Origin of the sequence: Salinithrix halophila (genome assembly GCF_042650125.1) — a bacterium.
In the GTDB taxonomy this organism is placed as follows: Bacteria; Bacillota; Bacilli; order Thermoactinomycetales; family DSM-45169; genus Salinithrix; species Salinithrix halophila.
This window is the reverse complement of the sequence record NZ_JBHSAP010000009.1, coordinates 747,700-770,771: the sequence shown is the minus strand read 5'-3', so window position 1 is coordinate 770,771 and position 23,072 is coordinate 747,700. Positions and strand designations below refer to the sequence as shown.

Here is a 23,072-nt window from a genome sequence, read left to right as displayed (position 1 = left end):
GGAAGGATTCGGATGCAAAAAAATCCCGTTCGCAGACGGGACTTTTGGTTCAGATATCCTATTTCCATGTGGATTCGATGATTCCGCCTCCGAGACATTCGTCGCCGTCATAGAAGACAACGGATTGACCGGGAGTGACGGCCCGTTGAGGTTCATCGAAGAGAACGCGACAAGTTCCGTCAGGACGGGGCTCTACCCGAACTCCCTGATCGTTTTGGCGGTAACGGAATTTAGCCGTACAGGAGAAGAGGTCTCTCCGTTCCATCCGGTCTGTCCAGTGAAGATCTCCGGCGATGAGACCGTTAGAGAAATGGGCGGGGTGGTCATGTCCTTGTTCCACCAACAGGACATTCCTTTCCAAGTCTTTTCCGACCACAAACCACGGTTCACCGGTACCTCCGCCACCGATGCCGAGGCCTTGGCGTTGGCCTAGGGTGTAGTACATCAGGCCGTCATGGCGTCCTTTTACCTCACCAGAGAGTGTTTCGATCGTTCCGGGTTGGGCTGGAAGATAGCTGGAAAGAAAATCTTTGAAATCGCGTTCCCCAATGAAGCAGATGCCGGTAGAGTCTTTTTTCTTCGCCGTGGGGAGGCCCGCTTTCTCGGCGATTTGGCGCAGTTCCTGTTTGTTTAGATGACCGATTGGGAATAACGTCCGGGCCAATTGATCCTGTCCCAATGTGTAGAGAAAGTAGGTCTGATCCTTATTGCGGTCTTGACCCCGGAGAAGGCGAAAACGACCGTTTACTTTCTCCACCCTTGCGTAATGACCGGTGGCGATCGTGTCGGCTCCCAATTGGAGAGCTTTGTTAAGGAACTCACCGAACTTGATCTCTTTATTGCACATCACATCGGGGTTAGGTGTCCGTCCATTTCGGTATTCCTCCAGGAAATACGAAAATACCTTGTCCCGGTATTCTTTCTCAAAGTTGACGGAGTAATAAGGGATGCCGATGTGGGAGGCGACGCGGCGGACGTCCTCGAAATCCTCCGTTGCGGTACAGTAGCCGCTTTCGTCGGTATCGTCCCAGTTCTTCATGAACAAACCGACGACGTCGTATCCTTGTTCTTTAAGGAGCAGAGCGGCTACCGATGAATCGACACCACCGGACATCCCGAGAATGACACGTGATCTTTTCTGACTCATAGAAATCACCCCCTGGTTCTTGTTGTGGGTGATGCTTGTTCCAGGGTACCCACTCGATTATAATCGTAATCAAGCCGAATTGGCGGCCGGTTTTTTCCTGTCCGGAATAGGAATCTTGGGCGAGAAAACCCATTCAACATAGTATAACACAGGGATTGTACCGAAAGAAGGGAATCGATTATGTCACCTACTCGCCAGCTTTTTCGCCTGACACCACCCCAAATCCTCGTCTTGGGATTTGCCACTGTCATCCTGATCGGGGCTGTTTTGTTGTCCCTTCCGATTGCCACGGAGGGGGTGGCGGCTCTCTCGTTTACGGATGCACTGTTTACGGCTACATCCGCCGTCTGTGTGACAGGACTGGTTGTGGTGGATACGGCAACGACCTTTAGCACGTTTGGCGAAGTGGTCATCATGATCCTCATTCAGGTCGGTGGTCTTGGATTCATGGGTTTTGCCACCTTTTTCGCGCTTCTGTTGGGAAAGCGGGTGGGGATGCGGGAACGGCTCATCCTCACGGAAGCCTACAATCAGAACCGATTGGGCGGCGTCGTCCAATTGGTTAAGTACATGGTCATTATTTTCGCTCTTTTCGAGGGGATCGGCTTTTTGATCCTAGCCGCCCGCTGGGTGCCGGAATTTGGCTTGAAGGGGTTGTATTACGCTCTTTTCCACAGTATCTCTGCTTTTAATAATGCGGGTTTCGATCTGATGGGTGATCAATTCGGTCCCTTTAGTAGCATGACCGCCTTTGTCGGTGATCCGATTGTCAGCCTTACCCTGGCGAGCTTGTTTATTATCGGGGGGATTGGGTTTGTCGTACTCGTGGAGCTGTTCCAATATCGGTATGCTAGGCGGTTTAGTCTCCATACCAAGCTGGTGTTTGTAACGACGCTCTGCCTAACTGTTGTCGGCGTGGGGGGGATCCTGGTGATTGAATGGGGGAATGCCGATACCTTGGGGGCGCTTGGCTTCGGAGATGCCGCTATGGCCGCTTTCTTTCAGGGAGTAACGCCTAGGACCGCCGGATTTAATACCCTCGACTTGGCGGCTATGTACCCGGCGACCCAGTTTCTGATTATTTTACTGATGTTCATCGGTGCTTCTCCGAGTTCGACGGGGGGCGGGATCAAAACGACTACATTTGTCGCCATTCTGCTCGCCGTATGGGGGATGGTTCGGGGGCATGATGATGTGGTCACCTTTCGTCGCAGGATTCCCCACGGTCAGATATACAAAGCCCTAACTGTTTCGGTGGCATCGATGGCCTTGGTTACCATCATGACGATGTTACTGACGATTACGGAGTCCTCTGACGTGTTCCATGTCTTTTTTGAAACGGTATCCGCATTCGGTACTGTCGGCCTTTCCCTCGGGGTGACCCCGGAGCTGTCGGAGACAGGAAAATTCCTCGTCATCTTCACGATGTTCGCTGGTCGTCTCGGTCCGATGACCATTGCTTTTGCCGTAGCCAAACGCATGGTAAAACCGCCTTATCGCCATCCGGAAGAGCGACCCCTGATAGGTTAAGAAGTGGGTTGCTCTGGTGCTCGTTGCCTTATGGTTGGGAGAGTGACTAGGGTATCAGGTCCACTCAGGTAGGACAAACATGGGTCAAGGGTAGTATTTTCTTCACCGCTAAAACATGATATATCTAATAAAGAAGCTCACTGAATGCTTATTCAGCACAGGACGTACATACTGTTTTTCTTTATCAGGGTCGATCAACGATTAGCAAAGATGGGAGGATGGGATGTGGCGGAGAACAAGAGTATCCCTCTGTTTGACGAATTGGGCCGTCTGATCTGGACCGACCGGGAAGAATTCCGTCAACGTGTCATTCCAGAAAACCTGCAGGCGGACTGGGATTACCCAGAAAACCTATATGCCTTTACGGTTCAGCTTTATAGGGATGGCTTTCTGCATGAAGCAGACCAGGGTGCGGATCGGCTTTTAGAGTTGAGCGGTCGAGCGGAAGAAGCCTTGCTTTTGAAAGGACTCATCCTGAAGCGGCAGGATAAGAACACCGAGGCAGAGGCTGTCCTGGAAGAATGCGTTCGGCGTTATCCGGAGCGAGGGGTGGCTTACACCTATCTGGCTCGTCTCTATGCGGGCCAGTCGGAAGAGAAAGCGGTTACAGCTCTTCAAAAGGGGTTGGAGAAAGAACCCAATCAGGCAACTGCGCTCCGTTTGCTCGCTCATTCCGCGAAAGATGCGGAACAAGCGGTTGAACTCCTGAAACCTTATACCGAGCTGGAAGAGTCTTGGTGGCCACAGCTAGAACTGGGCCGGATCTACCTCGCTCAGGGAAAAGTAGAGGAGGCGATGGTGGAATTCAGGTCCTCTATAGAGAAAACACGTGCCTATCGCGGGGAAGAAGGGCTTCCGGAGTGGGAGGAGGAAGTGGTGGCGATGACCGTTTCCTCTTTGCTCCGCAAATACTCCTTTGATGAGGAACTCATTCAATTTTCCCAATCCTATTGGACGCCTCAATTCTTGACGCCATTCAGTGGACTGGATTATGCCCAGGTTTTGGATGAAAAAGGGCAGGAACGCAAGGCAGTGGAAGTGGTGGAAGAGATGCTTCCCTTTTGTGAAGCTAACTACCAACCGATGCTCCAGCTGAAAATTCATCAACTAGAGGGGAAAGTAGGAAGTCGGGTCTAGACAACCCTCCCCTTGTTTGTTGCTCCGTCAAGGTCTATGATAAGAGGAAATGGTAGACCGGAGTGAAGTCGATGGCTATTCCATCCTATGAACGGGTCCACGATGAACGGCTCCGGGTGGACCGCCCGGTGCTTTATGTGGAATACGAGTCTCTCTCTGAGGGAGAGCAACAGGAATTTGAACTCTTATGCCAGGAAATCTGCGCCCAGATTCCTCCCCGGATTAAAGCCTTTGAAGAAATCTACATGGATCGGTTCGAAGCTCTTCATCAGGCTGAGAACGATGAAGCATTCTATCATCTTTTGGAGGAGATGAATGATATCTCCAGCCGCATTGCTGATCTCAATGTTCTGTTCCTACACATTGAAGGCAATTTTATTGCAGCTAGCATCCATTCATAAAAAGCCTGCGGATCGTCTTCCGCGGGCTTTTTATTTGGTTTGGTGCCCATCCCAGTAAAAAAATCTCTTATCCTCCATTATTTTTAACCATTTCGTTATAATGGGAGGGAGGATTTGACGAGAGAAAAGGAATTTATACGTCCGAGGGAAACGGGGGATTAGTGGTGGATAAAACGATTTTGGTGGTGGACGATGATCGGGATATTGTCCGCCTAGTGGGTGAGACGTTGAGATATGAGGGATTTGAAGCGATCCCCGCTTTCTCCGGGGAGGAGGCACTGGCTGCCTTCCGGCAACGGCGGATTGATTTCGTCATTCTGGATATTATGATGCCGGAGCCTGATGGATTGGAAACCTGCCGTAGAATCCGGGAGACGGACCACGTACCGATCTTGCTCTTAAGTGCTCGCAACCGGGAAATTGATAAGATTGTGGGGTTAGAGATCGGGGCTGACGATTACATGACGAAACCCTTTAGCGTCCAGGAGCTGGCTGCACGAGTGAAAGCCCATTTCCGTCGGGTTGAACGAATGCGGGAGGATTTGCGTGGGTTGAAGGTATCGAGGAGTGCTTCTCTCGTCGTGAACGAGAGCACTTATGAGGCCTTCGTCGACGGTCGCAAGGTAGATCTCTCCGCCAAGGAATTTCAAATTCTTCATTATCTGGTGCAAAACCCGAACCGGGTCTTGTCACGGGAACAAGTCTACCGACACGTATGGGAAGATGAATTTGGTGGAGATATGAACACCGTCACGGTCCATATTAAAAATCTGCGAAAAAAATTGAACAAAGACGTGATCAAAACGATTTGGGGAGTGGGATACAAATTCATCGGGGAGGGGGCTGGGGAATGAAGTTGAAATGGAAGATTCCCCTGCTTTTTTTTCTGCTGAGCTTGATCCTTTTTTTTGTGATTGTCTTCTATCTCCGATTAGATGTGATCGAACAAATCTGGGAACGGGTATACTCGCAGCGGAAAGAGTACTTGGCACATGAGAAACGGATTGCCGATCAGTTGGCTCGGTTCTATCCGAATCAAACCGCGATGAAGGATTACCTGGAAAGGGCATCCCGCGGGGAAGGAATTTCCCTTCGACTCTATGATCAAGGAGCTGTCAGGATCCTGGCATCGGCACGGACTCCGGTAAAGGGAAAAAGCACCGATCTGCGTTGGTACCCGGTAAGGGATGAAGGGAAGACGGTCGCTTTCATCCGGGTTGAACGGCCGGTTACCGAGAAAGACGTGGGATTGGGGCAGGCACTGACGGATACACTCACCTTTTTGCTCGTCTTTCTAGCGGGCCTGCTCATCCTGCTTGCTCTCTATTTTAATACATCCATCACCCGTCCTCTCACCCGTCTAAATCGGAGGCTGGATGAGGTGAGGCCGGGCCGTTCCCTTTCCCCGCTTACCGGACGGGGGAGGTGTGATGAAATTGGGGAGTTATACCGCCGATTCGGGGAAATGGAGGAGCGCCTTCACCGAGCCCATCGAGAACAAGTGGACATGGTGGCCGCCATCGCTCATGACCTGAAGACACCGCTGACTTCAATCAATGGCTTTCTGGAGCTGTTGATCACCCAGCAGTCCCGTGGGGGAGAAGAGCGGGGCGAATACTTGCAGTTGGCCCGCCGTAAGGCGGAGTCGATGACCCAGTTGGTGAAGGCTTTTTCCGATTTTACTCGGAATGAGGGGATGCTTCCCCAGGTGGAACTCTTGCCGGTACAGGTGTCGGAATTCTTCGAATCGGTGGCGAAAGAGTATGAAGCGGAATTGGCGGGTCTAGGGTACCAATTCCAGTGGAGCCATTCATTTGGGAGGAAATTGCGGATACGCCTCTATGAACCGATGATCCGACGCGTCTTTGCCAATCTAATCAGTAACGCGGTCCGTTATGGAGGGCGGAAGGATCTAATGGTGGTGATGGTCGGAGGTTCCGAGAAGGATCGGGTTTGGATTCGGATTGAGGACAATGGAGTCGGTGTGCCTGAAAACGATCTCCCTCATTTGTTCCAGCCCTTTTTTACGGGAGACCCGTCCCGACGGTACGAGAGGGGCGGAACCGGGTTGGGGCTGGCCGTCTGCCGGTCGATCATGGATCGCCACGGGGGTGAGATCTACGCTTACCAGGTAAAATCGGGCGGGTTGGGGGTGCATTTTACTCTCCCTCTCGACCCTGGAGAGTAAAGGTAATTAGGTTGTTGAAAAGCCTTTTAACCTTCATTTTTTTTCATTTTTGCTTCATTTTTGTTTTATATCCAATTGCTACACTGGTGCGATATTGGATAGGGAGTGGGGAGGTTGATCATGCGTAGGATTATTCGGTTGAAATGGTTTATCCTCCTGGGCTGGGCAGCAGTCGCTCTCCTGGCCCTGGTTACTATGCCCGATCTAGGGGAATTGACACGGGAAAAGGGAACCCCCGAAATTCCCGACCGATACTCCTCCCAAGTGGCGGAGGAGCTGACGGAGAAAGAGCTGACCCCTTCGTCAGGTGGAAATGAAATGACGGTTCTGGCGGTTTTTCATTCCGACGGGAAAATGACGAGGGAACACCTCCGAGAAGTGGAAACAACACTGAAAGCGCTGGAAGCAGACAAGGAACTCGGCGTTAATGAAGTGCTGACCCATTTTAAAGAAAAGGAGTTGGAAGAACGATTTCTGTCCAAAGACAGAAGTACAGTATTGGCCTCTCTCACCGTTGACAGGGGAGAACGGACAGTGGAGGAGGTGCGTACCGGACTGGACAAAGCCCTTGCTAAGGTTTCGGTCGATCATTACTTGACCGGGAGCGAGCTGATCAATGAGGACTTTGCTCGTACCACTCTGGATGGGGTACGCAAGACGGAAGTGTTCACTGTCGCCTTCATCATCATTGTTTTGATTCTCGTATTTCGGTCGCCTGTGGCACCGTTAGTCTCTCTGGTAACTGTCGCTTTTGCTTATGTGGTTTCCCTGGGAACAGTCGCTCATCTCGTGGACCAATTCGACTTTCCTTTCGCCAACTTTACGCAAATTTTCCTCGTTCTTGTCCTATTCGGGATTGGGACGGATTATAATATCCTGCTTTTCTCCCGCTTTAAGGAAGAATTGAATAAACGCAAATCCGTGGCGGAATCGATTGTCGTTACCTACAAGACTGCTGGAAAAACGGTTTTTTACAGCGGGTTGGCTGTATTGATCGGGTTCAGTTGTCTTGGGTTGGCGCAGTTTTCCATTTATCAGGCAGGCGTGGCTGTCGCGATCGGGATCTTTTTTCTATGGGCCTCATTGGTAACACTAGGGCCTGTCTTTATGTCCTTGATAGGGGCGAAGTTGTTCTGGCCGGTTAAGACGGCAAAGAGACACCGGGAAAGCCGTATCTGGGCCTTCCTATCTGCTTTCTCCTATCGCCGCCCCTTGCCCGCCCTCTTGATCGTTACCCTCGTGACGGTACCCGTCCTCTTTTTTTACGAGGGGAAACTTTCCTACGACAGCTTGGAAGAAGTGGATGAGTCCTATTCGTCGGTGAAAGGATTCGATATTGTTGCCGACGAGTTCAAACCCGGTCAGACGATGCCCGCCCAGGTGGTGTGGAAGAATGACCAGCCCCTCGACTCGAAGGAGTCGCTTGCTTTTATTGACCAGATCACGGAAGCGATGGAGCAATCTCCAGGAGTGGATACCGTCTATGGACCCACCCGTCCCAAAGGGGAGCCGATCAGGGAGCTGTATGTACAGAATCAGACGAAACAGACGAAAGAAGGGCTGGAAAAAGCTGGGGAAGGAGCCGGTGATATTCAAAAAGGGCTGGATAAAGCGAGCCAGCGACTGGAAGGAGGAGACCGAGACTTCTCCCGCGCCGGAGAGCTAATCACCGGCACCCAAGCCGCCCGAGCTGGGATCGGGGATGTGAATCGGGCCATGAGAGAAATTCAGGCCGGATTCAACCAGGGAGCAGCAGGGGCAGAGAAGATCCATTCCGGCTTGACGGCCCTTCGGGGGAGTATGAAGGAGCTGTCCGTTTCTACGGATCGATTGCATAACGGATATAACGAGTTGTACAAGGGCTATCAAACCTTTGGCGGTGAATATCGGAAGGTCGAGATGGGTGTGGCGGGGCTTCAACCCGCCCTTATCGGCTTGAAGCATCAGGTTGCGGCTTTACGGAACAAACCGGGTATGGATAATGATCCTGATATCCGCAGGATCGAAGCCAGTATCGACGGGTTGATCGCTGCAGTGAACCGGTTGGATACCGGTTTTAAGAGGCTCAACAGGGAGTATGGTGCCACCAATCGGAAATTTGCCGAAGTCAATGCCGGTTTAAAACGGGTTACTTCCGGTCAGAAAAGGATGGTGGAAGGGCTTGACGCGTTAAATACGGGTTCCGCCGCTCTGGTTGCCGGATTAAAGAAAGGAACCGCTGGCCAGTCCCAGGTGACGGAAGCCTTGAGTCGAATTAAAGGCGGTCTCGGCAAAGTAAACACCGGGCAGAAAAAGCTATTTCAGGGCCTTGGTACCCTGGACGACAATCTGTCAAAATTACAAAACGGCCTAGCTTCTAGTTCCAATGGGCTGGGGAGTATTGAAAAGGGGTTGAGAGAGGCAGAGGGCTACCTGGGTGATCTATCCGGTTCTGATGCTTCCCGGACTTTCTTTGTCCCGAAGAAGGTCCGGGAAGGAAAGGAATTCAGAAAAGCCCTGGATGCCTATATGTCCGACGATCGCCGGACCATGCAATGGAACATCGTGCTAAACGGGGATCCCTACTCTGAGGGTGCGATGGAGACGGCAGCGGATCTGGACCGTACCGTTGCAGCCAAACTTCAAAATACGGATTATGAGGACGGGAAATTCGGTATAGGTGGGATATCATCGCAAAATCGGGATTTGAAACGTATTTCCACCTCGGATTTTAATCGGACCGCCCTTTTGATGCTGGCCGGAATATCACTTGTCCTTTTGTGGATACTCCGTTCCTTCTGGAACACCGTGTATATCATCGGTTCTTTGATCCTGTCCTACTTCACGGCGCTGACTACGACAGAGTTGATCTTTTCAGACCTGCTGGGTTATCCGGGTTTGACCTGGACGGTACCCTTTTTCTCCTTGATCATGGTTGTTTCTCTCGGGGTGGACTACAGTATCTTTCTGATGATGCGGTACCTGGAGTACCGTCATCTCACTCCTGGTGAAGCGATCATTGAGGCATCCAAAAATATAGGCGGAGTCGTTTTTTCTGCAGCAGTCATCCTTTCAGGAACCTTTGCGGCCCTTTACCCATCCGGGGTGTTGACACTTCTCCAGATCGCGACGGTAGTGATTATCGGGCTTTTCCTCCTAGCCGTTCTGATCTTGCCAGTCTTTCTCCCCGCCATGTTTTCCATCACCCGCCGCTTGGCAGCAGATCCCGACCGCCGAGGGATCCCGGATGGAGAAGGCCGTATCGACTCTGCCGCTCGGTGAGAGATTTGCCCCGCATCGGTTCGACCGGGTTGGTTATACTACCAGTGAGACCGGGAGCGTTACTGACCCAGGAAGCCTTCGGGCTTCCTTTTTTTCCATCGTTGTCAAGGAAATTAGTCGATGGTACTATATCAATTTGATGGAGGTTGTTTGCTTTCTATTCAAAAAGGATTATGATAAGGGAGGATTGATGAAAACCGGTTGAGTAAGGTTTAATGCTTGGTAAAAAAACCGTCAATCATTAGGGGGAATCGGTTTTGTTTTTTAACCGTTCGAAGGACTCGGTCTTCTACCACACGCTTGTGGAAGCTGCCGGCAATATTGTGGAAGCCATGCAATTGTTCCGTCAGAATGTGGAGACCCTTGAGCACAAAGAAGCGTATGCCGAGAAGTTGAAAGATCTCGAGAACAAAGGCGATGAGTTCACCCACATTATACTTCGGGAATTGAACCAAACCTTTGTCACACCGATGGACCGGGAAGACATCATGGAATTGGCGGTAAAACTGGATGATGTTCTCGATGGTGTGGAAGCCTGCGCTTCCCGGTTTGTATACTGCCATGTAGAAAAGACAACACCTTACTTAATGCAATTCGCGGAATTGCTGGAGAAAGTGGCTGAATTCCTGCAGGAAGCTTTTATTGCCCTGGAAAAACGGGATTTCGCCTCCATCCAAAATATCGTGGTTGAAATTAATCTGCTGGAAAACCAGGGTGACCGCCTGATGCGTGAGTCTGTCGGCTCTTTGTTCGAAGACCCGACGGATCCGATCGAACTGATTAAGATGAAAGAACTGTACGAGAAGCTGGAAGAGGTGACCGACCATGCTGAGGATCTGGCTGATGTCCTGGAAAGCGTGGTCATGAAGTATGCTTGATCCGACAGTGCTGATCGTATTGGTTGTCGTCTTGGCCCTGATCTTTGATTTTACCAACGGGTGGAATGACTCGGCCAATGCGATCGCCACAGTTATCGGCACCCGTGCATTAACGCCGGCCAAAGCTCTCATGCTCGCAGCTGTTCTCAATCTGGCGGGTGCGTTCTTTTCTACTGCCGTGGCCAAGACAATCGGGGGAGACATCGTCGATCCGAACGACGTCACGCAACTGGTCATTGTCGCCACGTTGCTGTCGGCGATTATATGGAATACCGTCATGACCCTCCTTGGGTTGCCGGTCAGCGCCTCACACGGCCTGATCGGTTCCCTGGTCGGTGCTGCCCTGGCCTTTAAAGGGGTAGACGCGCTGAAGATGGACGGGATCCTGATGGTCCTGATCGCTCTTTTGGTGTCACCACTGCTTGGTGCGTTGTTTTCATACCTCTTGATGAAATTGATTCAAAATGTATTCCGAAATTCTCCTCCATCTAAAGTAAAGCGCCTTTTTCGCCCGCTTCAGATCTTATCTGCAGCCTTTATGTCCTTTAGCCATGGTGCTTCCGATGCCCAGAAGGCAATGGGGATCATTACCCTGGCCCTCGTATCCGGCGGCTTCTTGAACACGATAGAGGTTCCTTTTTGGGTAATCTTGTCCGCCGGTCTTGCCATGGCTTTCGGGACGGCCATCGGTGGCTGGCGGGTAATCAAAACCTTGGGGATGCGCCTCAACCACCTGGACACGCCTCAGGGATTCGCCGCTGAGACGGCAGCTGCTGCCCTGCTCGCTACGATCGCTAAGATCGGGGTACCCGTCAGTACCACGCACACCATTACCGGTTCCATCATCGGGGTGGGGGCGGCCGAACGGGTCAAGGGCGTTCGCTGGGGGATCGCCGGTAAAATCCTCTATGCCTGGGTTCTCACCCTTCCTGGTACAGCTTTGATGGCGTGGCTGATTTACCAGGTGCTGAAAGTTCTCGAATAGAAACCATACAACCGCCGATAACGGCGGTTTTTTTGTGCGGTTTACCGGTAAATGGATCCGTCCCAGCGGTATTTTTCGAGTTTCTCCATATCCCATTCAGCTCCGATTCCAGGACCTTGGGGAATGGAAACCGTACCCGCAACAGGCTGGACCGACAGGAGGGAGGAAAAGGGGTTATCCATGCCATCCCACTCAACAGGTTCAATTGATGGATGATTCATTTTGCTCCAAGGCGTAAGACAGGCTTGAGCCAGGATGGCGTACCAACGGGAGAGGGCCCCATCAAAGGCGTGAGGAGAAGCCCGCAAGCCATGGTACCGGGCTAATTGTAAGGTATCCCGCAAGGCATCTACGCCCCCGACGTGAAGGAGATCCGGCTGAAGGAGATCGAAGGCACCTTCCCTGACCGCGGGTAGAAACTGTCGGGTCCCCGAAAGATTTTCTCCCCCTGCCACGGGGATAACGGTACGGGAGCGCAACAGGTGATAATCCCGGATCTGGTCCAGGGGGAGCGGTTCCTCAAACCACAGCCACTGATCCCAGCGTTGAAAAAACCGGTTCCATCGAAGGGCGGTAGCCGCATCATAACTTTGGTTGGCATCGATGGCCACTTCGACATCCGTTCCTCTCAGACAGTCCACCAAGGAGGAGATATGTTGATCATCCTCCTTCAAGGGACGGCCACCGACCTTGACCTTCACCTGATGATAGCCTTCTGCCACAGCCTTTTTCACCATGGCCAGGGATTGGGCAATCCAGTCCGGGCGGTCGGTATAGGATTGGAAAGAGGCATACACAGGAACGTTCCGCCTTTGTAGGCCACCCCACAAGTCGCAAACGGATAACCCGGCATATCGGGCCACGATTTCCGTCAAGGCCATGCTGACTCCCGCTGCTGAACGGGGATGCCACTTCATGATATGCGTGACGAGCTGAGATCGGTTGGCGGCGTTTTTCCCCACTAAGTAAGGAATAATCCGCTCTCGAAACCCTTTTTCCAACGTCGGGAGCCAATCCGTACACTCGCCCCACCCCTCGATCCCCGAGCGGGTACGGACCCGAAACAGGAAAGCCGTTCGGTATGCTTTATATCCGTTGGCATCTCCGTAGGGTTCTTTCAAACGGTAAAACAACGGAAACGTCTCCACCTGCTCAATAATCATGTCTTCCCTCCATCGCTTGTCTGTCGATCCTTAGTATGTCTTGGGAAATTTTTCGTATGATCCGATAAGGATGGGGGACCAATAAGGATGAATAGAAATCATCTCCTGGAAAGGGGCATGACAATGAACTGGGCTGGTTGGCCGTTGGACCGTATTCTGATCTTGTTTGTCAGTCTGGCTTTTATGATGATGACCGTCCAGGTCACATTCTTTCATTACCGCCAGAACTTTCACCATAAGGCGATGTGGATTCCGGTATTGGCGGCTCCCCTCTTTTTTGTGGTGGGCATGGTGTTTACTTTTTATAGGACTTCCTGGTTGAGTACCCTCTTTCTTATCTTGATGTGGTTTGGCATTCTCGACGGGTTGATCGGGTTTTATTATCACTTTCGCGGAGTGGGGATTCGAGTGGGTGGATGGGAACTGCGAAACTTCCTGATCGGCCCCCCCATCGTCCTTCCATTGATGTTCACGGCGTTGAGTGGATTGGGTCTCGTCGCGGTCTACTGGAGGTGAAGGGATGGACAGGAAAACGCACTACCCGTCTTTTGACATCATGAGGGAAAAAGATCACTGGGATGATCATACCCAACGGATTGTTACTTCCCGATTAGAGGCCTCTTCGGAATATCGCTTTTTGAAAAAAAGGGAGGCAGCAATTTTGCAGCCAGTCTGTTCTCTCCTTACCGGGGAGAGTCGAAAAGAGTTGATCCGGTTTGTCTTATTCCACATTGATCGGACACTGGCTTCTTCGATCGGTGAGGGGCAGCGGGAACCCCATGTCCCGAAGGCTGGAGAATTGGTCCGAAAAGGGTTAAAGGCTCTGGACCAAACTGCGGAAAAAACCTATGGCCGTTCCTTTACCGAACTGGACCGACAGCAACAGAAGGACCTTCTGTCTGAAGTGAGCCGGGGGCAAGCTCCTCAGGATACCGGCTGGGAGAAGGTCCCCCAGGTGCCTTTCTTTAAAAAAATGCTCAACCTTTCTGTAGAGGCCTGTTATTCCCATCCGACAGTCTGGTCTGAAATCGGTTATGGAGGGCCCGCTTACCCCAGGGGTTATGTAAGGACCCAACTGGGGCAATTGGATCCATGGGAGGCGCAGCCCGAAAATGAATAGAAAATATGGCGACCAAGAAGTGGATGTCGTGATTGTTGGTGCCGGGGCGGCAGGAGGGGTGCTGGCTCATGAATTGAGCCGGGCCGGAATGAAAGTGGTCGTTTTGGATGCGGGTCCGATGCGTGATCCCCAGAAGGACTTCGCCAGCGATGAATTGACGATGAAAAATCTCGGCTGGCAGGAGACCCGGATTGTTGACGGTAAGGACCCTCTCACGATGGGGCATAACAACAGCGGGAGGGGTGTCGGCGGGGGAACTGTCCATTTTACGGGTGTATTCCTGCGGTTCCAGGATGCCGATTTTCGGTCACGAACCCTCGATGGAGTGGGCGAAGACTGGCCCATCGATTATGAAGACCTCGCCCCTTATTATGACAAGATTGAGAAGGAAATCGCGGTGTCCGGTCCCAAACACTTTCCCTGGGGGAACTTTCACGGGCCTTACCCTTACCCGGAGCGGGAGCCGCTGAGCCCCAATGCTTATATGTTCCAGAATGGATGTGACAAGCTGGGGATCAAAAGCGTGGTAGCACCGCTGGCGATCTTGTCCGCCCCTTTCGAAGGACGCCCGCCCTGTATCAACCGGGGATTTTGCAACCAGGGGTGTATGCCTGATGCGAAATTTAGCACCCTTATTGTCCATATCCCGAAGGCGATAAAGGCCGGGGCGGAAGTCCTATCTCAATGTATGGTAACCCAGGTGTTGACGGATCGGACAGGCAGGGCCACGGGCGTCCGTTTTCTCCATCAGGGGAAAACCTATGAACAGAAGGCAAAGGTCGTGATTTTGTCCGCTTATGTGGTAGAAACCCCGCGTCTGTTGTTCAATTCTGCCGATGCTCGGTTTCCGGATGGATTGGCCAACAGCAGCGGATGGGTGGGCAAAGCCTTCATGCCCCACAGCAGCCATGATGTATACGGAAAATTTGATCGGGAGATCCGTCTATACAAAGGAACGCCTGTACTGGCAACCACTCAGGCCTTTTATCGCACCGACCCGGAAAATGATTTTGTGAAGGGTTACACCCTCCATGCCCACGGGGCGCGTCCAGTGGCCTTTGCGACTGCGATCGCCAAATCCGAGGGCGGCCCGCTATGGGGAGAAGCCTTGCAAAAAGTGATGCTGGATTATAATTATTACGGACGGATTACCCTGGTGGGGGAAGTCCTGCCCGACCCGAACAACCGAATTACCCTGTCGGAAGAAAAGGACCCAAACGGGATGCCCCGGGCGAAGGTGACCTTCAGCTACGGAGAAAATGACAGGAAGCTGATCCGTCATGCGGTGGACAAAATGAGCGACATTATTCGAGCTGCCGGGGGTACCCCCGAGTTTACCGTTCCGGATACCGCCCACCTCATGGGAGGATGCCGGATGGGGAACGATCCCGCCACATCCGTGGTTAATTCATACGGGCAAACCCATGATATTCCCAACCTATTCATCTGTGACGCAAGCACATTCGTGACCTCGGGGGGCGGCAACCCGACGAATACGGTGATGGCCCTCGCAGCCCGTTCCGCCGATTATATCAAGGAAAAGGCCCGCTTGCGGGAGCTTTGATTCTTAGCTTTCGGGAAGCGACAGGAAAGCCTGTTGCGGATACCGCCTAATATGCCATCGGGGGCGTGGGGAAACATCCCTTTTCTGGTTGTCGGGGGTCTGGCGGAGTTTGCCCGACGGCCCTCGCCATTCCGTAGATTCCTTCATAGGATAGGGCAAAGGGGGATTGTCCCTGGGGATTAGCAGTTTGGGTAACGGATGAATTGGAAAGGGAGGATGGTATGGGGACCTTCAACAATATTGGAATTTTGGAGCAAAACAATATTTCGGGGGCTGGAACGGTTAGTTTTGGGAACACGATCAACATCGCGGCCCAATATAACCAAAAATATGCAGGAAGTGCTTCCATCATCGGGGATTTTGGTGCGATAGCCTCTAAACAAGTGAATGAATTTAATGACCATGATGTGAATGATCAAGTAACAGTGAGGTCCAAACTGGGGAAAGCCCGCCGAGGGTGAGGGGCTATTTCATTAAAAAAGCCGCCTCTCGGGCGGGTTGAGACTGCTGGAAAAGTTCTTCCACACCGCGAAGGTGGGCCGGTTTCAGGCGGAGCGCCTGTTGGCACCGACCACCCAGTGGAGTATCCAGAGGCTCCAACCTTTTTGCAGCCACACATGCTTTTCCTTTGGCCGCTGGTTGGAGCCAGAGGACACGGAGCGGACAGGCCCGGAGTCGGAAATCCAGCTCCGCACCCCTACGCTGGGGTTTGTCAATATCTTCAACCCGCCCCAGGGGCGGGTTTTTCCGTTTCTCTCTTACCTTTTTACTGTCGACTTTGCTGGTGGCCCCTGGAGAGATTCTTGAAGAAGAGGGTCGGTAACGGCAGTCCTCACGATGGAGTCGATCTGTTTCAAGTCGGCAGCGGACAGTTTCCACCCGAAGACCCCTTTCAATTCCTTCAGCTGTTCCGGTCGGCGAGCGCCCCAGAGGGCGGATGTGACACCGGGCTGATCCAATACCCAGCGAATGCTCAACTGCAAGACGGTCTTCCCTTTCTCCCGAGCCATGTCCTTCAGTTTGGAAACGGCAGTCAGATATTGCTGGAACCGTTTTTTCTGAAACATCGGGTGGTGATGGCGAAGGTCGTCGGGAGGAAAAGAGGAGCTCTCGTCAAATTTCCCTGTAAGAAGACCATGGGCCAGAGTTCCCCAGGTGAGCGTGCCGATCTGATTCTGATCACAGTAAGGGAAAACGGTATCTTTTAACGCATCCTGGAACAGATTGAGGCAGGGCTGGTTGCTGTGGAGCGGGGCGGCTTTCAGCCAAGTTTCCATTTGATCGGCGTCGAAGTTGCTGACGCCGATCGCCCGGATTTTCCCTTCTTCATAAAATCGGTTCAGGGTTTCTGCGGTTTCATCGATCGGAGTTTCCGGATCAGGCCAATGGATTTGGTACAGATCGATATAGTCGGTCTGGAGGCGACGCAGGCTATCCTCCAGCTCTTTTTCCAACCGTTTTGAGGAAGCGTTGCGCCAGATACGCTCCTCTCCGTCCCATTCCAGCCCGGCCTTGGTGGCGAGAATGGTATGCTCCCGTCTGCCCGACTCTTTAACCGCACGGCCGACAATCGTTTCGGAAATACCGAATCCGTAGACGGGGGCGGTGTCGACCAGGTTTATCCCGATGTCGAGGGCGTAACGGATCGCGGCGACCGCTTCTTTTTCATCAGCCCCGCCCCACATCCATCCACCCATCGCCCAAGTGCCCAATCCGACACGGCATACCTGCAGGTTGGATTGACCGAGTTGTTCCTTTTCCATGATGATCCTCCTTCACACGATCGGTTCTGCGATCTGGTTTTTCATGCCGGAAGAAGAGGGTTTCCCGGTGTCGTAGGAGAGGTCACCGATATGGGTCGATAGAGTTTCCAAGGAGAGCTCCCTTTTCCAGAAAGCCTGTGTTTGCTGAAGCAGGTCGGATGCTTCTGTAAGGGCGGATTCCCATAGCATGAGGAAACTTTCTCGGTGTTTTTCCTCTGGCTGGGCAGGGTGGAGCCATTCTGTTTGCCGTTCGTTCAAGTAGTCGTTGCCGTCGTGGACGGGTCGGTAACGGAAGGGAGAGATATAGCCCAGAGTCAGAAGCCATTTGATTCCCCAGGGATCAAAAAAGAAACGCAATGCTTTCAACATATCTCGGTAAGCTTGGTTCCAATCTTCGGGGGAAATCGTCCCGGCTTCTTCCGGGAAGTGTTTAAGTGCGGTCCATTGTAGGACCTCCACCCATTGGCGGGGAAAGCGGGAACCGATGATGATCCAAGGAACGACGGGGGTTTTCCAAGTACGGATACCCTCCAGCCGTTCAGCAAGGAGCGTATCGATGATCACCTCCAGTTTCTGGTGTTTGTATTTTCCGTCTCCCGAGCGGTACACGATATAGGGGTGGGTTCGCCGGTCCAGGATGTAGTGAGTGAGAAACCCCGATACATAATCCCGCATACCGGGATGTTCCACTGCAGCATCAATCAGGTCTAAGAGAAAGGGCCCACAGTGATCGCGATGAATCGCGCTTCCCAGGCTGCTGACCTCATGCCCCCGCTTCCATGGCCAAAAATGATGGTAGAGCAAAAAATCAGGGCCTTGGCACCCGAGATGAAAGGGGTTGGGATCAGAGGGCAGGGGAGATCCAGAATGTTTCAGGGCGGCACGACCGAATAGGATGTGGCTCCAGACGTTAGGCATGGATAGTCTCCTTTCCTGATGATTTTCGACAGCCATGATGTACCCTATTTCGCTAACCCCGCTGCAATTCCTGTTTTCCTCTTTCTGTGTTTCTCCTTTTCATTGGGTATGTTCCTTCCTGCGTGGTATAGTAATATGGACATCTTTCAGGCGGGGACGGAGGGATTTGCGTGGCAGAACTGGAAACAGCGATCCAAGCTGCAAAAGAGGCTGGCAAACTGATCAGAGAGAAGGTATATGTTTCCAAACGGGTGGATAGGAAATCATCTGCCCACGATCTGGTAACCGAAGTGGATAAAGCATCGGAGGAGTTAGTGCGGGAGATGATCCTCTCCCGCCACCCGGACCATGCCATCCTGGGTGAGGAAGGAGTGGCCGCCGGTGTGGAGGCTTCCAAACAGGCGTTGGAAGAACACCGGGCTTATGAAGCATTGTGGGTGGTGGATCCCATCGATGGGACGACGAACTTCGTCCATGGTTTCCCTTTTTTTTGTGTTTCGATTGCCTTCGCTCGTAACCAGGAAGTGGTTGCCGGGGTGATCTACGATCCGATGCAGGATGATTTGTTTACCGCGGAAAAAGGAAAGGGAGCCTTCCTCAATGGAGAGCGGATAACGGTTTCAAGGGAAAAGACTCTGCCCGAGAGCCTGCTGGCCACCGGCTTTCCAACGGATGCCCGGGGAGTTCGACAGGTGAATACTGAGGCGATCCTGAAACTTGCGCCTCAAGTACGCAATGTACGGGCGGCGGGTTCAGCAGCTCTGCACTTGGCCTGTGTCGCGGCGGGGCGCCTTACGGGTTTTTGGGAATTGGAGCTGAACGCCTGGGATTTGGCCGCGGGTGCGCTCCTGATTCAGGAGGCAGGGGGCCATGTGACCGATACGTTGGGCCGCCCCTATGATCTCGGTGTACGACATATCTTGGCTACCAACGGCCATGTACACGACGATGTACTTCAAGCTTTGAAAGAAGCGGGCTCAACGGGGTTTTAAGCGGTTTTTCTGGTGAGATGGCGCTGGATGGATGACACTGAACACCGTGTTGTAGAGGAGGAAACGAGATGGGGATTGAATGGCAGAATGAAATGAAGAAGCAGCAGGAGGAGCTGGTTCGACGGCTGGCGGAACTCTGTTCCATCGAAAGCGTTTTGGACGAATCCACAGCCGGGCCAGGGGCACCCTTTGGTGAAGGGATTGCCCAGGCACTTACATACATGCTGGAATTGGGTGAAAAAGAAGGATTTCTCGCAAAAAACGTGGATGGCTATGCGGGCCATTTGGAATACGGGGACGGGGAAGAACTGATCGGGGTGCTGGCCCATTTGGACGTGGTTCCTACGGGAGATGGCTGGGCGTCTCCTCCTTTCTCCCCGGAAGTGCGGGAGGGAAAATTCTACGCCCGGGGTGCCCAGGATGATAAAGGACCGGCCATGGCCGCCTTCTTCGCCCTGAAGTTGATTAAGGAACTGGGACTGCCTCTGTCCAAAAAGGTGCGTCTTATCTTCGGTACGGATGAGGAATCCGATTGGAGAGACATGGACTATTACTTTGAACGGGAAAAGATGCCTGATATGGGATTCACCCCAGATGCCGACTTCCCGATCATTACGGCTGAAAAGGGAGTGGCCGACTTCACCCTGACTGGTCAGGTGCCAAAGGGAGAAGCCCCGGAAGAGGGATGGTTGCTGGAGTCTTTCGAAGCTGGACAGCGCTTCAATATGGTGCCTGACCTGGCCCGAGTCCGTCTCTCTGGGGAAGGGGATGTCTTTGAACTAAAAGAAAAATATCAGGACTACCTGATTACCCGTCGTATCCGAGGGTATGCGGAGGAGTCCGATGATCATCTCACCCTGGTCCTGGAAGGGAAGGCCCATCACGGTTCGGAACCGGATAAAGGCTTAAACGCCGCCCTAAAGCTAGCGGAATTTCTCCAGGAACTGAAGCTCGATAATGCTGGGAAGCGATATCTCGACTTCGTCGGGGATAAATTGACGGATGGATTCTTTGGCGAGAAGCTAGGATTGGCACAGAAGGATGAACGCGTGGGCCCGCTGACGGTAAACGGCGGTATCTTCCGTTATGAGGTCGGGGGTGAGCAGGGCATTGGCCTAAATATCCGGTATCCGATCACCGGGGATGTGACCTCGATCCAGGGGCTGCTGGAAGAGACGACAAAACCCTTCGGCTTCTCGGTGGAAGTGAGGGACAACAAGAAAGGGCATTTCGTTGACGACCATCATCCGTTGGTTCAGACCTTGGCCCGGGTCTACGAAGAGCAGACCGGCGAGGAGGCCAAGCCTCTGTCAATCGGCGGTGCAACTTATGCCCGCGCCTTGGACACCGGGGTCGTGTTCGGTCCGCTCTTTCCCGGCAGTGAGGAGACGGCCCATCAACGGGACGAATTTATCATGGTCGAGGATCTGATGAAAGCGGCGGCTCTATATGCGCAGGCGATTTATGAACTGGCAAAGTAAACCCTTCATTCGGTCCATCCAGGTGGGCCGCCCTCGGGCTTACCGAACTCCGGATCGTACCTGGAGGAGTGGTATCTGTAAAGAACGGGTGGCAGGCCCTCTTCGATTGGAGAAAACCAATCTGGAAGGAGATGGCCAGGCAGACCTGAAAAACCACGGCGGGCCGGACAAAGCGGTCCTCGCCTATTCAGAGAGCCACTATCCCCGCTGGCAGAAGGAACTGAACCGGATGGACCTAACTTCAGGGGGATTTGGGGAAAATTTTAGCGTAGTAGGCCTGACGGAAGCGGATGTATGTATCGGGGACACATTCAGGGTTGGGGAGGCAATCATTCAGGTATCCCAGACCCGGATTCCCTGTTGGAAGCTAGACGCCCGCTGGGGTATCGGGAATTTGGCCGCCCGGGTGAGGGAAACGGGGAGAAGCGGTTGGTACTACCGGGTGTTGCAGGAAGGGATAGTGGAAGAAAACCAGCCTCTGATATGGATGGAGCGCCCCTATCCAGAATGGACCGTAGCTAAGGTAAACGAACTGCTCCATCATTGCAAGGACGACCGCGAAGCCGTTCGGAGATTGGCGGCGTGCCCGGCCTTGGCCGATTCGATGCGAAACATGATGGTCCGTCGCGGGGAACGATAGAGGATCCGGAATAGAAGGATGGTGTCACCGGCTCTCCATGGTGGAGCCGGTTTTTTGTTTTTCAGCTGTTGTATAAATCCATCCTCATGGAAGAGTGGACCAGGGTATAATAGCAAAAAAATCATTTCTTCTGAGCAGCCTGTCCCGAAGAACGGGAAATACTTTTGTGAAGAGGACGGTGACCGGGATGTATAAAATTATGATTGTAGAGGATGACGCGAAGATCGCGTCTCTTTTGGAGAATTACATCCGGAGGTACGGCTATGACACATTCCGGGTGCAGGATTTCGACCAGGTATTGGCAGACTTCGAGCAGTGGAGCCCGGACTTGGTCTTGCTGGATGTCAACCTTCCCATGTTTGACGGATTTTATTGGTGTCGGCAGATTCGTGCCATCTCCACTTGCCCGATCCTGTTCGTCTCTGCCCGGGACAGCAAAATGGATCAGGTGATGGCCTTGGAACATGGAGCAGACGATTACATCCCGAAGCCTTTTGATTCCGATATCGTGATTGCAAAAATCCGCAGCCAATTGCGGAGGGCTTATGGATCTTATGCGACGAAAACACAGGAGCGAACCGTCTCCTATGACGGTCTCGTCCTCTATCCGGAGCGGCTGGAACTGACTTGGCAAGGGAAGACGGTCGAGTTGGGAAGAAAAGAAGCCCAACTCTTAGAAACTCTGCTGCAGCGGCCGATGCGAGTGGTCAGTCGGGATCGCCTGTTAGAAAAGCTGTGGGATGAACAATTTGTCGATGACAATACCCTCAATGTGTATGTCACCCGTGTGCGGAAAAAGTTAAAGGAATTGGGATATGAGGGGGCGATTGAAACCGTTCGCGGGGCAGGTTATCGCTTTAAAGGGGGCGAGGAAGCGTGAAGCTGTTTCTTCGTGAACACTTGCCGCTGATCGGGGTCTTTTTTATTCAGTTCCTCGTCTCGGGAGTGATCCTGTGGTTTGCCGGTTTCCAGCATCTATCCATCCTCTTGTATATTCTCCTGCTAAATACGTCGTTTCTGTTGGGTTATTTTTTCTATCGCTATGGAGCCTATCGGGCCTTTTATCGTCGTCTATCGCGTCCTCTCACATCCTTGGAGGAATCGATTCGTCGGGATGATCCCACTCCCTTGGGGGAAGCGTTGAACGAGGTGCTGGAGAGCCAATACCGCCATTATAAAGAGAAGATCCATCATTATGAACGGAAGCAACGGGATCAGATCACCTTTATCACGCAATGGGTCCACCAGATGAAGACACCTTTGTCCGTAATTCATCTGATTTTGGAACAAGAGGACGATCCCCAGCTGGACAGCATCCGGGAAGAAGCCGACCGCCTCGGACGAGGGTTAGAAACCGTCCTATATACGGCTCGGTTGGATGTATTTGATCGGGATTTTCATGTAGAAACCGTCCGTCTTTATGATCTGGTTCAGGAAGTGATCCAGGAAAGCAAACGGCTCTTCATTCAAAACCGTGTGTACCCCGAATTGAGGGTAAAACGGGAGGTTTATGTAGAGTCCGATGCCAAATGGCTGGCTTTTATCCTCAAGCAATTGATCAGCAACGCCGTCCGATATTCTTCGGACTCCGGTGAGAAAGTAACGGTGTCTTCTTTTTTTCGGGGAAAGAATGCGGTCCTGGAAGTACGGGACCGAGGAGTGGGAATCCCTAAGAAGGATGTGGAGCGGGTTTTTGAACCGTATTATACCGGCGAGAATGGACGAATCTTCAGTGAATCAACGGGGATGGGTCTGTATTTGGTCCGGAAGGTTTGCCGGCACCTGGACCATCATGTGGAGCTGGAATCGGAGCCGGGCGAGGGAACGGCGGTCCGGATCGTTTTCTTCAGTGCCCGAACGGACCTTACAACTAATTAAGCTTGATTTAAGGAACTTCGATGGGA

Annotated in this window: 22 protein-coding genes; 17 read left to right on the top strand and 5 right to left on the bottom strand. The window is 52.5% G+C overall.

All coding sequences use genetic code 11. The features are described 5' to 3' along the window. Nucleotides 1-58 precede the first annotated feature (58 nt). On the bottom strand, nucleotides 59-1,147 hold the full coding sequence (gene mnmA / locus ACFOUO_RS10055) for a tRNA 2-thiouridine(34) synthase MnmA (protein WP_380704756.1): 1,089 nt from the start codon (nucleotides 1,145-1,147) through the stop codon (nucleotides 59-61). Between the two features lie 180 nt (nucleotides 1,148-1,327). On the opposite strand from mnmA, the gene ACFOUO_RS10050 reads away from it, so the two are divergent. The 8 genes from ACFOUO_RS10050 (at nucleotide 1,328) to ACFOUO_RS10015 (ending at nucleotide 11,527) form a co-directional block, all read left to right on the top strand. Beyond that, on the top strand, nucleotides 1,328-2,677 hold the full coding sequence (locus ACFOUO_RS10050) for a TrkH family potassium uptake protein (RefSeq protein WP_380704754.1): 1,350 nt from the start codon (nucleotides 1,328-1,330) through the stop codon (nucleotides 2,675-2,677). A 225-nt stretch (nucleotides 2,678-2,902) separates the two neighbouring features. After that, on the top strand, nucleotides 2,903-3,814 hold the full coding sequence (locus tag ACFOUO_RS10045) for a tetratricopeptide repeat protein (RefSeq protein ID WP_380704752.1): 912 nt from the start codon (nucleotides 2,903-2,905) through the stop codon (nucleotides 3,812-3,814). 71 nt (nucleotides 3,815-3,885) lie between these two features. Beyond that, nucleotides 3,886-4,215, top strand: coding sequence for a hypothetical protein (locus ACFOUO_RS10040; RefSeq protein WP_380704750.1), 330 nt, complete (start codon nucleotides 3,886-3,888; stop codon nucleotides 4,213-4,215). Between the two features lie 164 nt (nucleotides 4,216-4,379). Beyond that, complete coding sequence (locus tag ACFOUO_RS10035) at nucleotides 4,380-5,069, top strand: response regulator transcription factor (RefSeq protein ID WP_380704748.1); 690 nt, start codon at nucleotides 4,380-4,382, stop codon at nucleotides 5,067-5,069. Continuing rightward, nucleotides 5,066-6,403 carry a HAMP domain-containing sensor histidine kinase gene (locus tag ACFOUO_RS10030; protein WP_380704746.1) on the top strand — a complete coding sequence of 446 codons (1,338 nt, stop codon included), beginning with the start codon at nucleotides 5,066-5,068 and terminating at the stop codon, nucleotides 6,401-6,403. Before ACFOUO_RS10035 ends, ACFOUO_RS10030 begins: the two co-directional genes overlap by 4 nt. Before the next feature lie 120 nt (nucleotides 6,404-6,523). Further along, on the top strand, nucleotides 6,524-9,664 hold the full coding sequence (locus ACFOUO_RS10025) for an MMPL family transporter (RefSeq protein ID WP_380704744.1): 3,141 nt from the start codon (nucleotides 6,524-6,526) through the stop codon (nucleotides 9,662-9,664). A gap of 257 nt (nucleotides 9,665-9,921) precedes the next feature. Beyond that, on the top strand, nucleotides 9,922-10,542 hold the full coding sequence (locus ACFOUO_RS10020; RefSeq protein WP_380704742.1) for a DUF47 domain-containing protein: 621 nt from the start codon (nucleotides 9,922-9,924) through the stop codon (nucleotides 10,540-10,542). Further along, the gene (locus tag ACFOUO_RS10015) at nucleotides 10,535-11,527 is read left to right on the top strand and encodes an inorganic phosphate transporter (protein ID WP_380704740.1); all 993 of its coding nucleotides are present in this window, start codon (nucleotides 10,535-10,537) and stop codon (nucleotides 11,525-11,527) included. Before ACFOUO_RS10020 ends, ACFOUO_RS10015 begins: the two co-directional genes overlap by 8 nt. Before the next feature lie 41 nt (nucleotides 11,528-11,568). Here the strand turns inward: ACFOUO_RS10015 and ACFOUO_RS10010 are convergent, their stop codons facing one another. Continuing rightward, a complete protein-coding gene (locus ACFOUO_RS10010) occupies nucleotides 11,569-12,690 on the bottom strand; it encodes a mandelate racemase/muconate lactonizing enzyme family protein (RefSeq protein WP_380704738.1) in 1,122 nt (373 codons plus the stop codon). Between the two features lie 123 nt (nucleotides 12,691-12,813). On the opposite strand from ACFOUO_RS10010, the gene ACFOUO_RS10005 reads away from it, so the two are divergent. The 4 genes from ACFOUO_RS10005 to ACFOUO_RS09990 all read left to right on the top strand — a co-directional run bounded on the left by ACFOUO_RS10005 (nucleotide 12,814) and on the right by ACFOUO_RS09990 (nucleotide 15,835). Next, nucleotides 12,814-13,206, top strand: a complete 393-nt coding sequence (locus ACFOUO_RS10005; RefSeq protein WP_380704835.1) for a hypothetical protein — start codon at nucleotides 12,814-12,816, stop codon at nucleotides 13,204-13,206. A 4-nt stretch (nucleotides 13,207-13,210) separates the two neighbouring features. Then, nucleotides 13,211-13,810: a gluconate 2-dehydrogenase subunit 3 family protein gene (locus tag ACFOUO_RS10000; RefSeq protein WP_380704736.1), complete on the top strand. Its 600-nt coding sequence runs from the start codon at nucleotides 13,211-13,213 to the stop codon at nucleotides 13,808-13,810. Beyond that, complete coding sequence (locus ACFOUO_RS09995) at nucleotides 13,803-15,374, top strand: GMC family oxidoreductase (RefSeq protein ID WP_380704734.1); 1,572 nt, start codon at nucleotides 13,803-13,805, stop codon at nucleotides 15,372-15,374. The genes ACFOUO_RS10000 and ACFOUO_RS09995 overlap by 8 nt, the downstream gene beginning before the upstream one ends. A gap of 221 nt (nucleotides 15,375-15,595) precedes the next feature. Continuing rightward, nucleotides 15,596-15,835 carry a spore germination protein gene (locus ACFOUO_RS09990; protein WP_380704732.1) on the top strand — a complete coding sequence of 80 codons (240 nt, stop codon included), beginning with the start codon at nucleotides 15,596-15,598 and terminating at the stop codon, nucleotides 15,833-15,835. Between the two features lie 4 nt (nucleotides 15,836-15,839). Here ACFOUO_RS09990 and ACFOUO_RS09985 read toward each other — a convergent pair whose 3' ends face one another. The 3 genes from ACFOUO_RS09985 to ACFOUO_RS09975 form a co-directional block, all read right to left on the bottom strand. Then, nucleotides 15,840-15,989: a hypothetical protein gene (locus ACFOUO_RS09985; RefSeq protein ID WP_380704730.1), complete on the bottom strand. Its 150-nt coding sequence runs from the start codon at nucleotides 15,987-15,989 to the stop codon at nucleotides 15,840-15,842. A 143-nt stretch (nucleotides 15,990-16,132) separates the two neighbouring features. Next, a complete protein-coding gene (locus tag ACFOUO_RS09980; RefSeq protein ID WP_380704728.1) occupies nucleotides 16,133-17,137 on the bottom strand; it encodes an aldo/keto reductase in 1,005 nt (334 codons plus the stop codon). Nucleotides 17,138-17,149: 12 nt separating this feature from the next. After that, nucleotides 17,150-18,055: a zinc dependent phospholipase C family protein gene (locus ACFOUO_RS09975; protein WP_380704726.1), complete on the bottom strand. Its 906-nt coding sequence runs from the start codon at nucleotides 18,053-18,055 to the stop codon at nucleotides 17,150-17,152. Between the two features lie 170 nt (nucleotides 18,056-18,225). Between ACFOUO_RS09975 and ACFOUO_RS09970 the strand changes: the two genes are divergently transcribed. From ACFOUO_RS09970 to ACFOUO_RS09950, 5 genes are all read left to right on the top strand, one after another. Continuing rightward, complete coding sequence (locus tag ACFOUO_RS09970) at nucleotides 18,226-19,047, top strand: inositol monophosphatase family protein (protein WP_380704724.1); 822 nt, start codon at nucleotides 18,226-18,228, stop codon at nucleotides 19,045-19,047. 68 nt (nucleotides 19,048-19,115) lie between these two features. Then, nucleotides 19,116-20,528, top strand: coding sequence for a dipeptidase PepV (gene pepV, locus ACFOUO_RS09965; RefSeq protein ID WP_380704722.1), 1,413 nt, complete (start codon nucleotides 19,116-19,118; stop codon nucleotides 20,526-20,528). Beyond that, entirely contained in the window at nucleotides 20,512-21,168 is a 657-nt protein-coding gene (locus tag ACFOUO_RS09960; protein WP_380704720.1) for an MOSC domain-containing protein, read from the top strand. Before pepV ends, ACFOUO_RS09960 begins: the two co-directional genes overlap by 17 nt. 187 nt (nucleotides 21,169-21,355) lie before the next feature. Further along, on the top strand, nucleotides 21,356-22,048 hold the full coding sequence (locus ACFOUO_RS09955; protein WP_380704718.1) for a response regulator transcription factor: 693 nt from the start codon (nucleotides 21,356-21,358) through the stop codon (nucleotides 22,046-22,048). Beyond that, nucleotides 22,045-23,046, top strand: a complete 1,002-nt coding sequence (locus ACFOUO_RS09950; protein WP_380704716.1) for a sensor histidine kinase — start codon at nucleotides 22,045-22,047, stop codon at nucleotides 23,044-23,046. Before ACFOUO_RS09955 ends, ACFOUO_RS09950 begins: the two co-directional genes overlap by 4 nt. The last annotated feature ends 26 nt before the right edge of the window (nucleotides 23,047-23,072 follow it).

Coding starts and splice junctions, on each gene's coding strand:
- ACFOUO_RS09955 (WP_380704718.1), top strand. CDS start 21,356: ATGTATAAAATTATGATTGTAGAGGATGACGCGAAGATCGCGTCTCTT.
- ACFOUO_RS10010 (WP_380704738.1), bottom strand. CDS start 12,690: ATGATTATTGAGCAGGTGGAGACGTTTCCGTTGTTTTACCGTTTGAAA.
- ACFOUO_RS10050 (WP_380704754.1), top strand. CDS start 1,328: ATGTCACCTACTCGCCAGCTTTTTCGCCTGACACCACCCCAAATCCTC.
- ACFOUO_RS10000 (WP_380704736.1), top strand. CDS start 13,211: ATGGACAGGAAAACGCACTACCCGTCTTTTGACATCATGAGGGAAAAA.
- ACFOUO_RS09960 (WP_380704720.1), top strand. CDS start 20,512: ATGAACTGGCAAAGTAAACCCTTCATTCGGTCCATCCAGGTGGGCCGC.
- ACFOUO_RS09980 (WP_380704728.1), bottom strand. CDS start 17,137: ATGGAAAAGGAACAACTCGGTCAATCCAACCTGCAGGTATGCCGTGTC.
- ACFOUO_RS09995 (WP_380704734.1), top strand. CDS start 13,803: ATGAATAGAAAATATGGCGACCAAGAAGTGGATGTCGTGATTGTTGGT.
- ACFOUO_RS10005 (WP_380704835.1), top strand. CDS start 12,814: ATGAACTGGGCTGGTTGGCCGTTGGACCGTATTCTGATCTTGTTTGTC.
- ACFOUO_RS10015 (WP_380704740.1), top strand. CDS start 10,535: ATGCTTGATCCGACAGTGCTGATCGTATTGGTTGTCGTCTTGGCCCTG.
- ACFOUO_RS09990 (WP_380704732.1), top strand. CDS start 15,596: ATGGGGACCTTCAACAATATTGGAATTTTGGAGCAAAACAATATTTCG.
- ACFOUO_RS09975 (WP_380704726.1), bottom strand. CDS start 18,055: ATGCCTAACGTCTGGAGCCACATCCTATTCGGTCGTGCCGCCCTGAAA.
- ACFOUO_RS10025 (WP_380704744.1), top strand. CDS start 6,524: ATGCGTAGGATTATTCGGTTGAAATGGTTTATCCTCCTGGGCTGGGCA.
- ACFOUO_RS10040 (WP_380704750.1), top strand. CDS start 3,886: ATGGCTATTCCATCCTATGAACGGGTCCACGATGAACGGCTCCGGGTG.
- pepV (WP_380704722.1), top strand. CDS start 19,116: ATGGGGATTGAATGGCAGAATGAAATGAAGAAGCAGCAGGAGGAGCTG.
- mnmA (WP_380704756.1), bottom strand. CDS start 1,147: ATGAGTCAGAAAAGATCACGTGTCATTCTCGGGATGTCCGGTGGTGTC.
- ACFOUO_RS10030 (WP_380704746.1), top strand. CDS start 5,066: ATGAAGTTGAAATGGAAGATTCCCCTGCTTTTTTTTCTGCTGAGCTTG.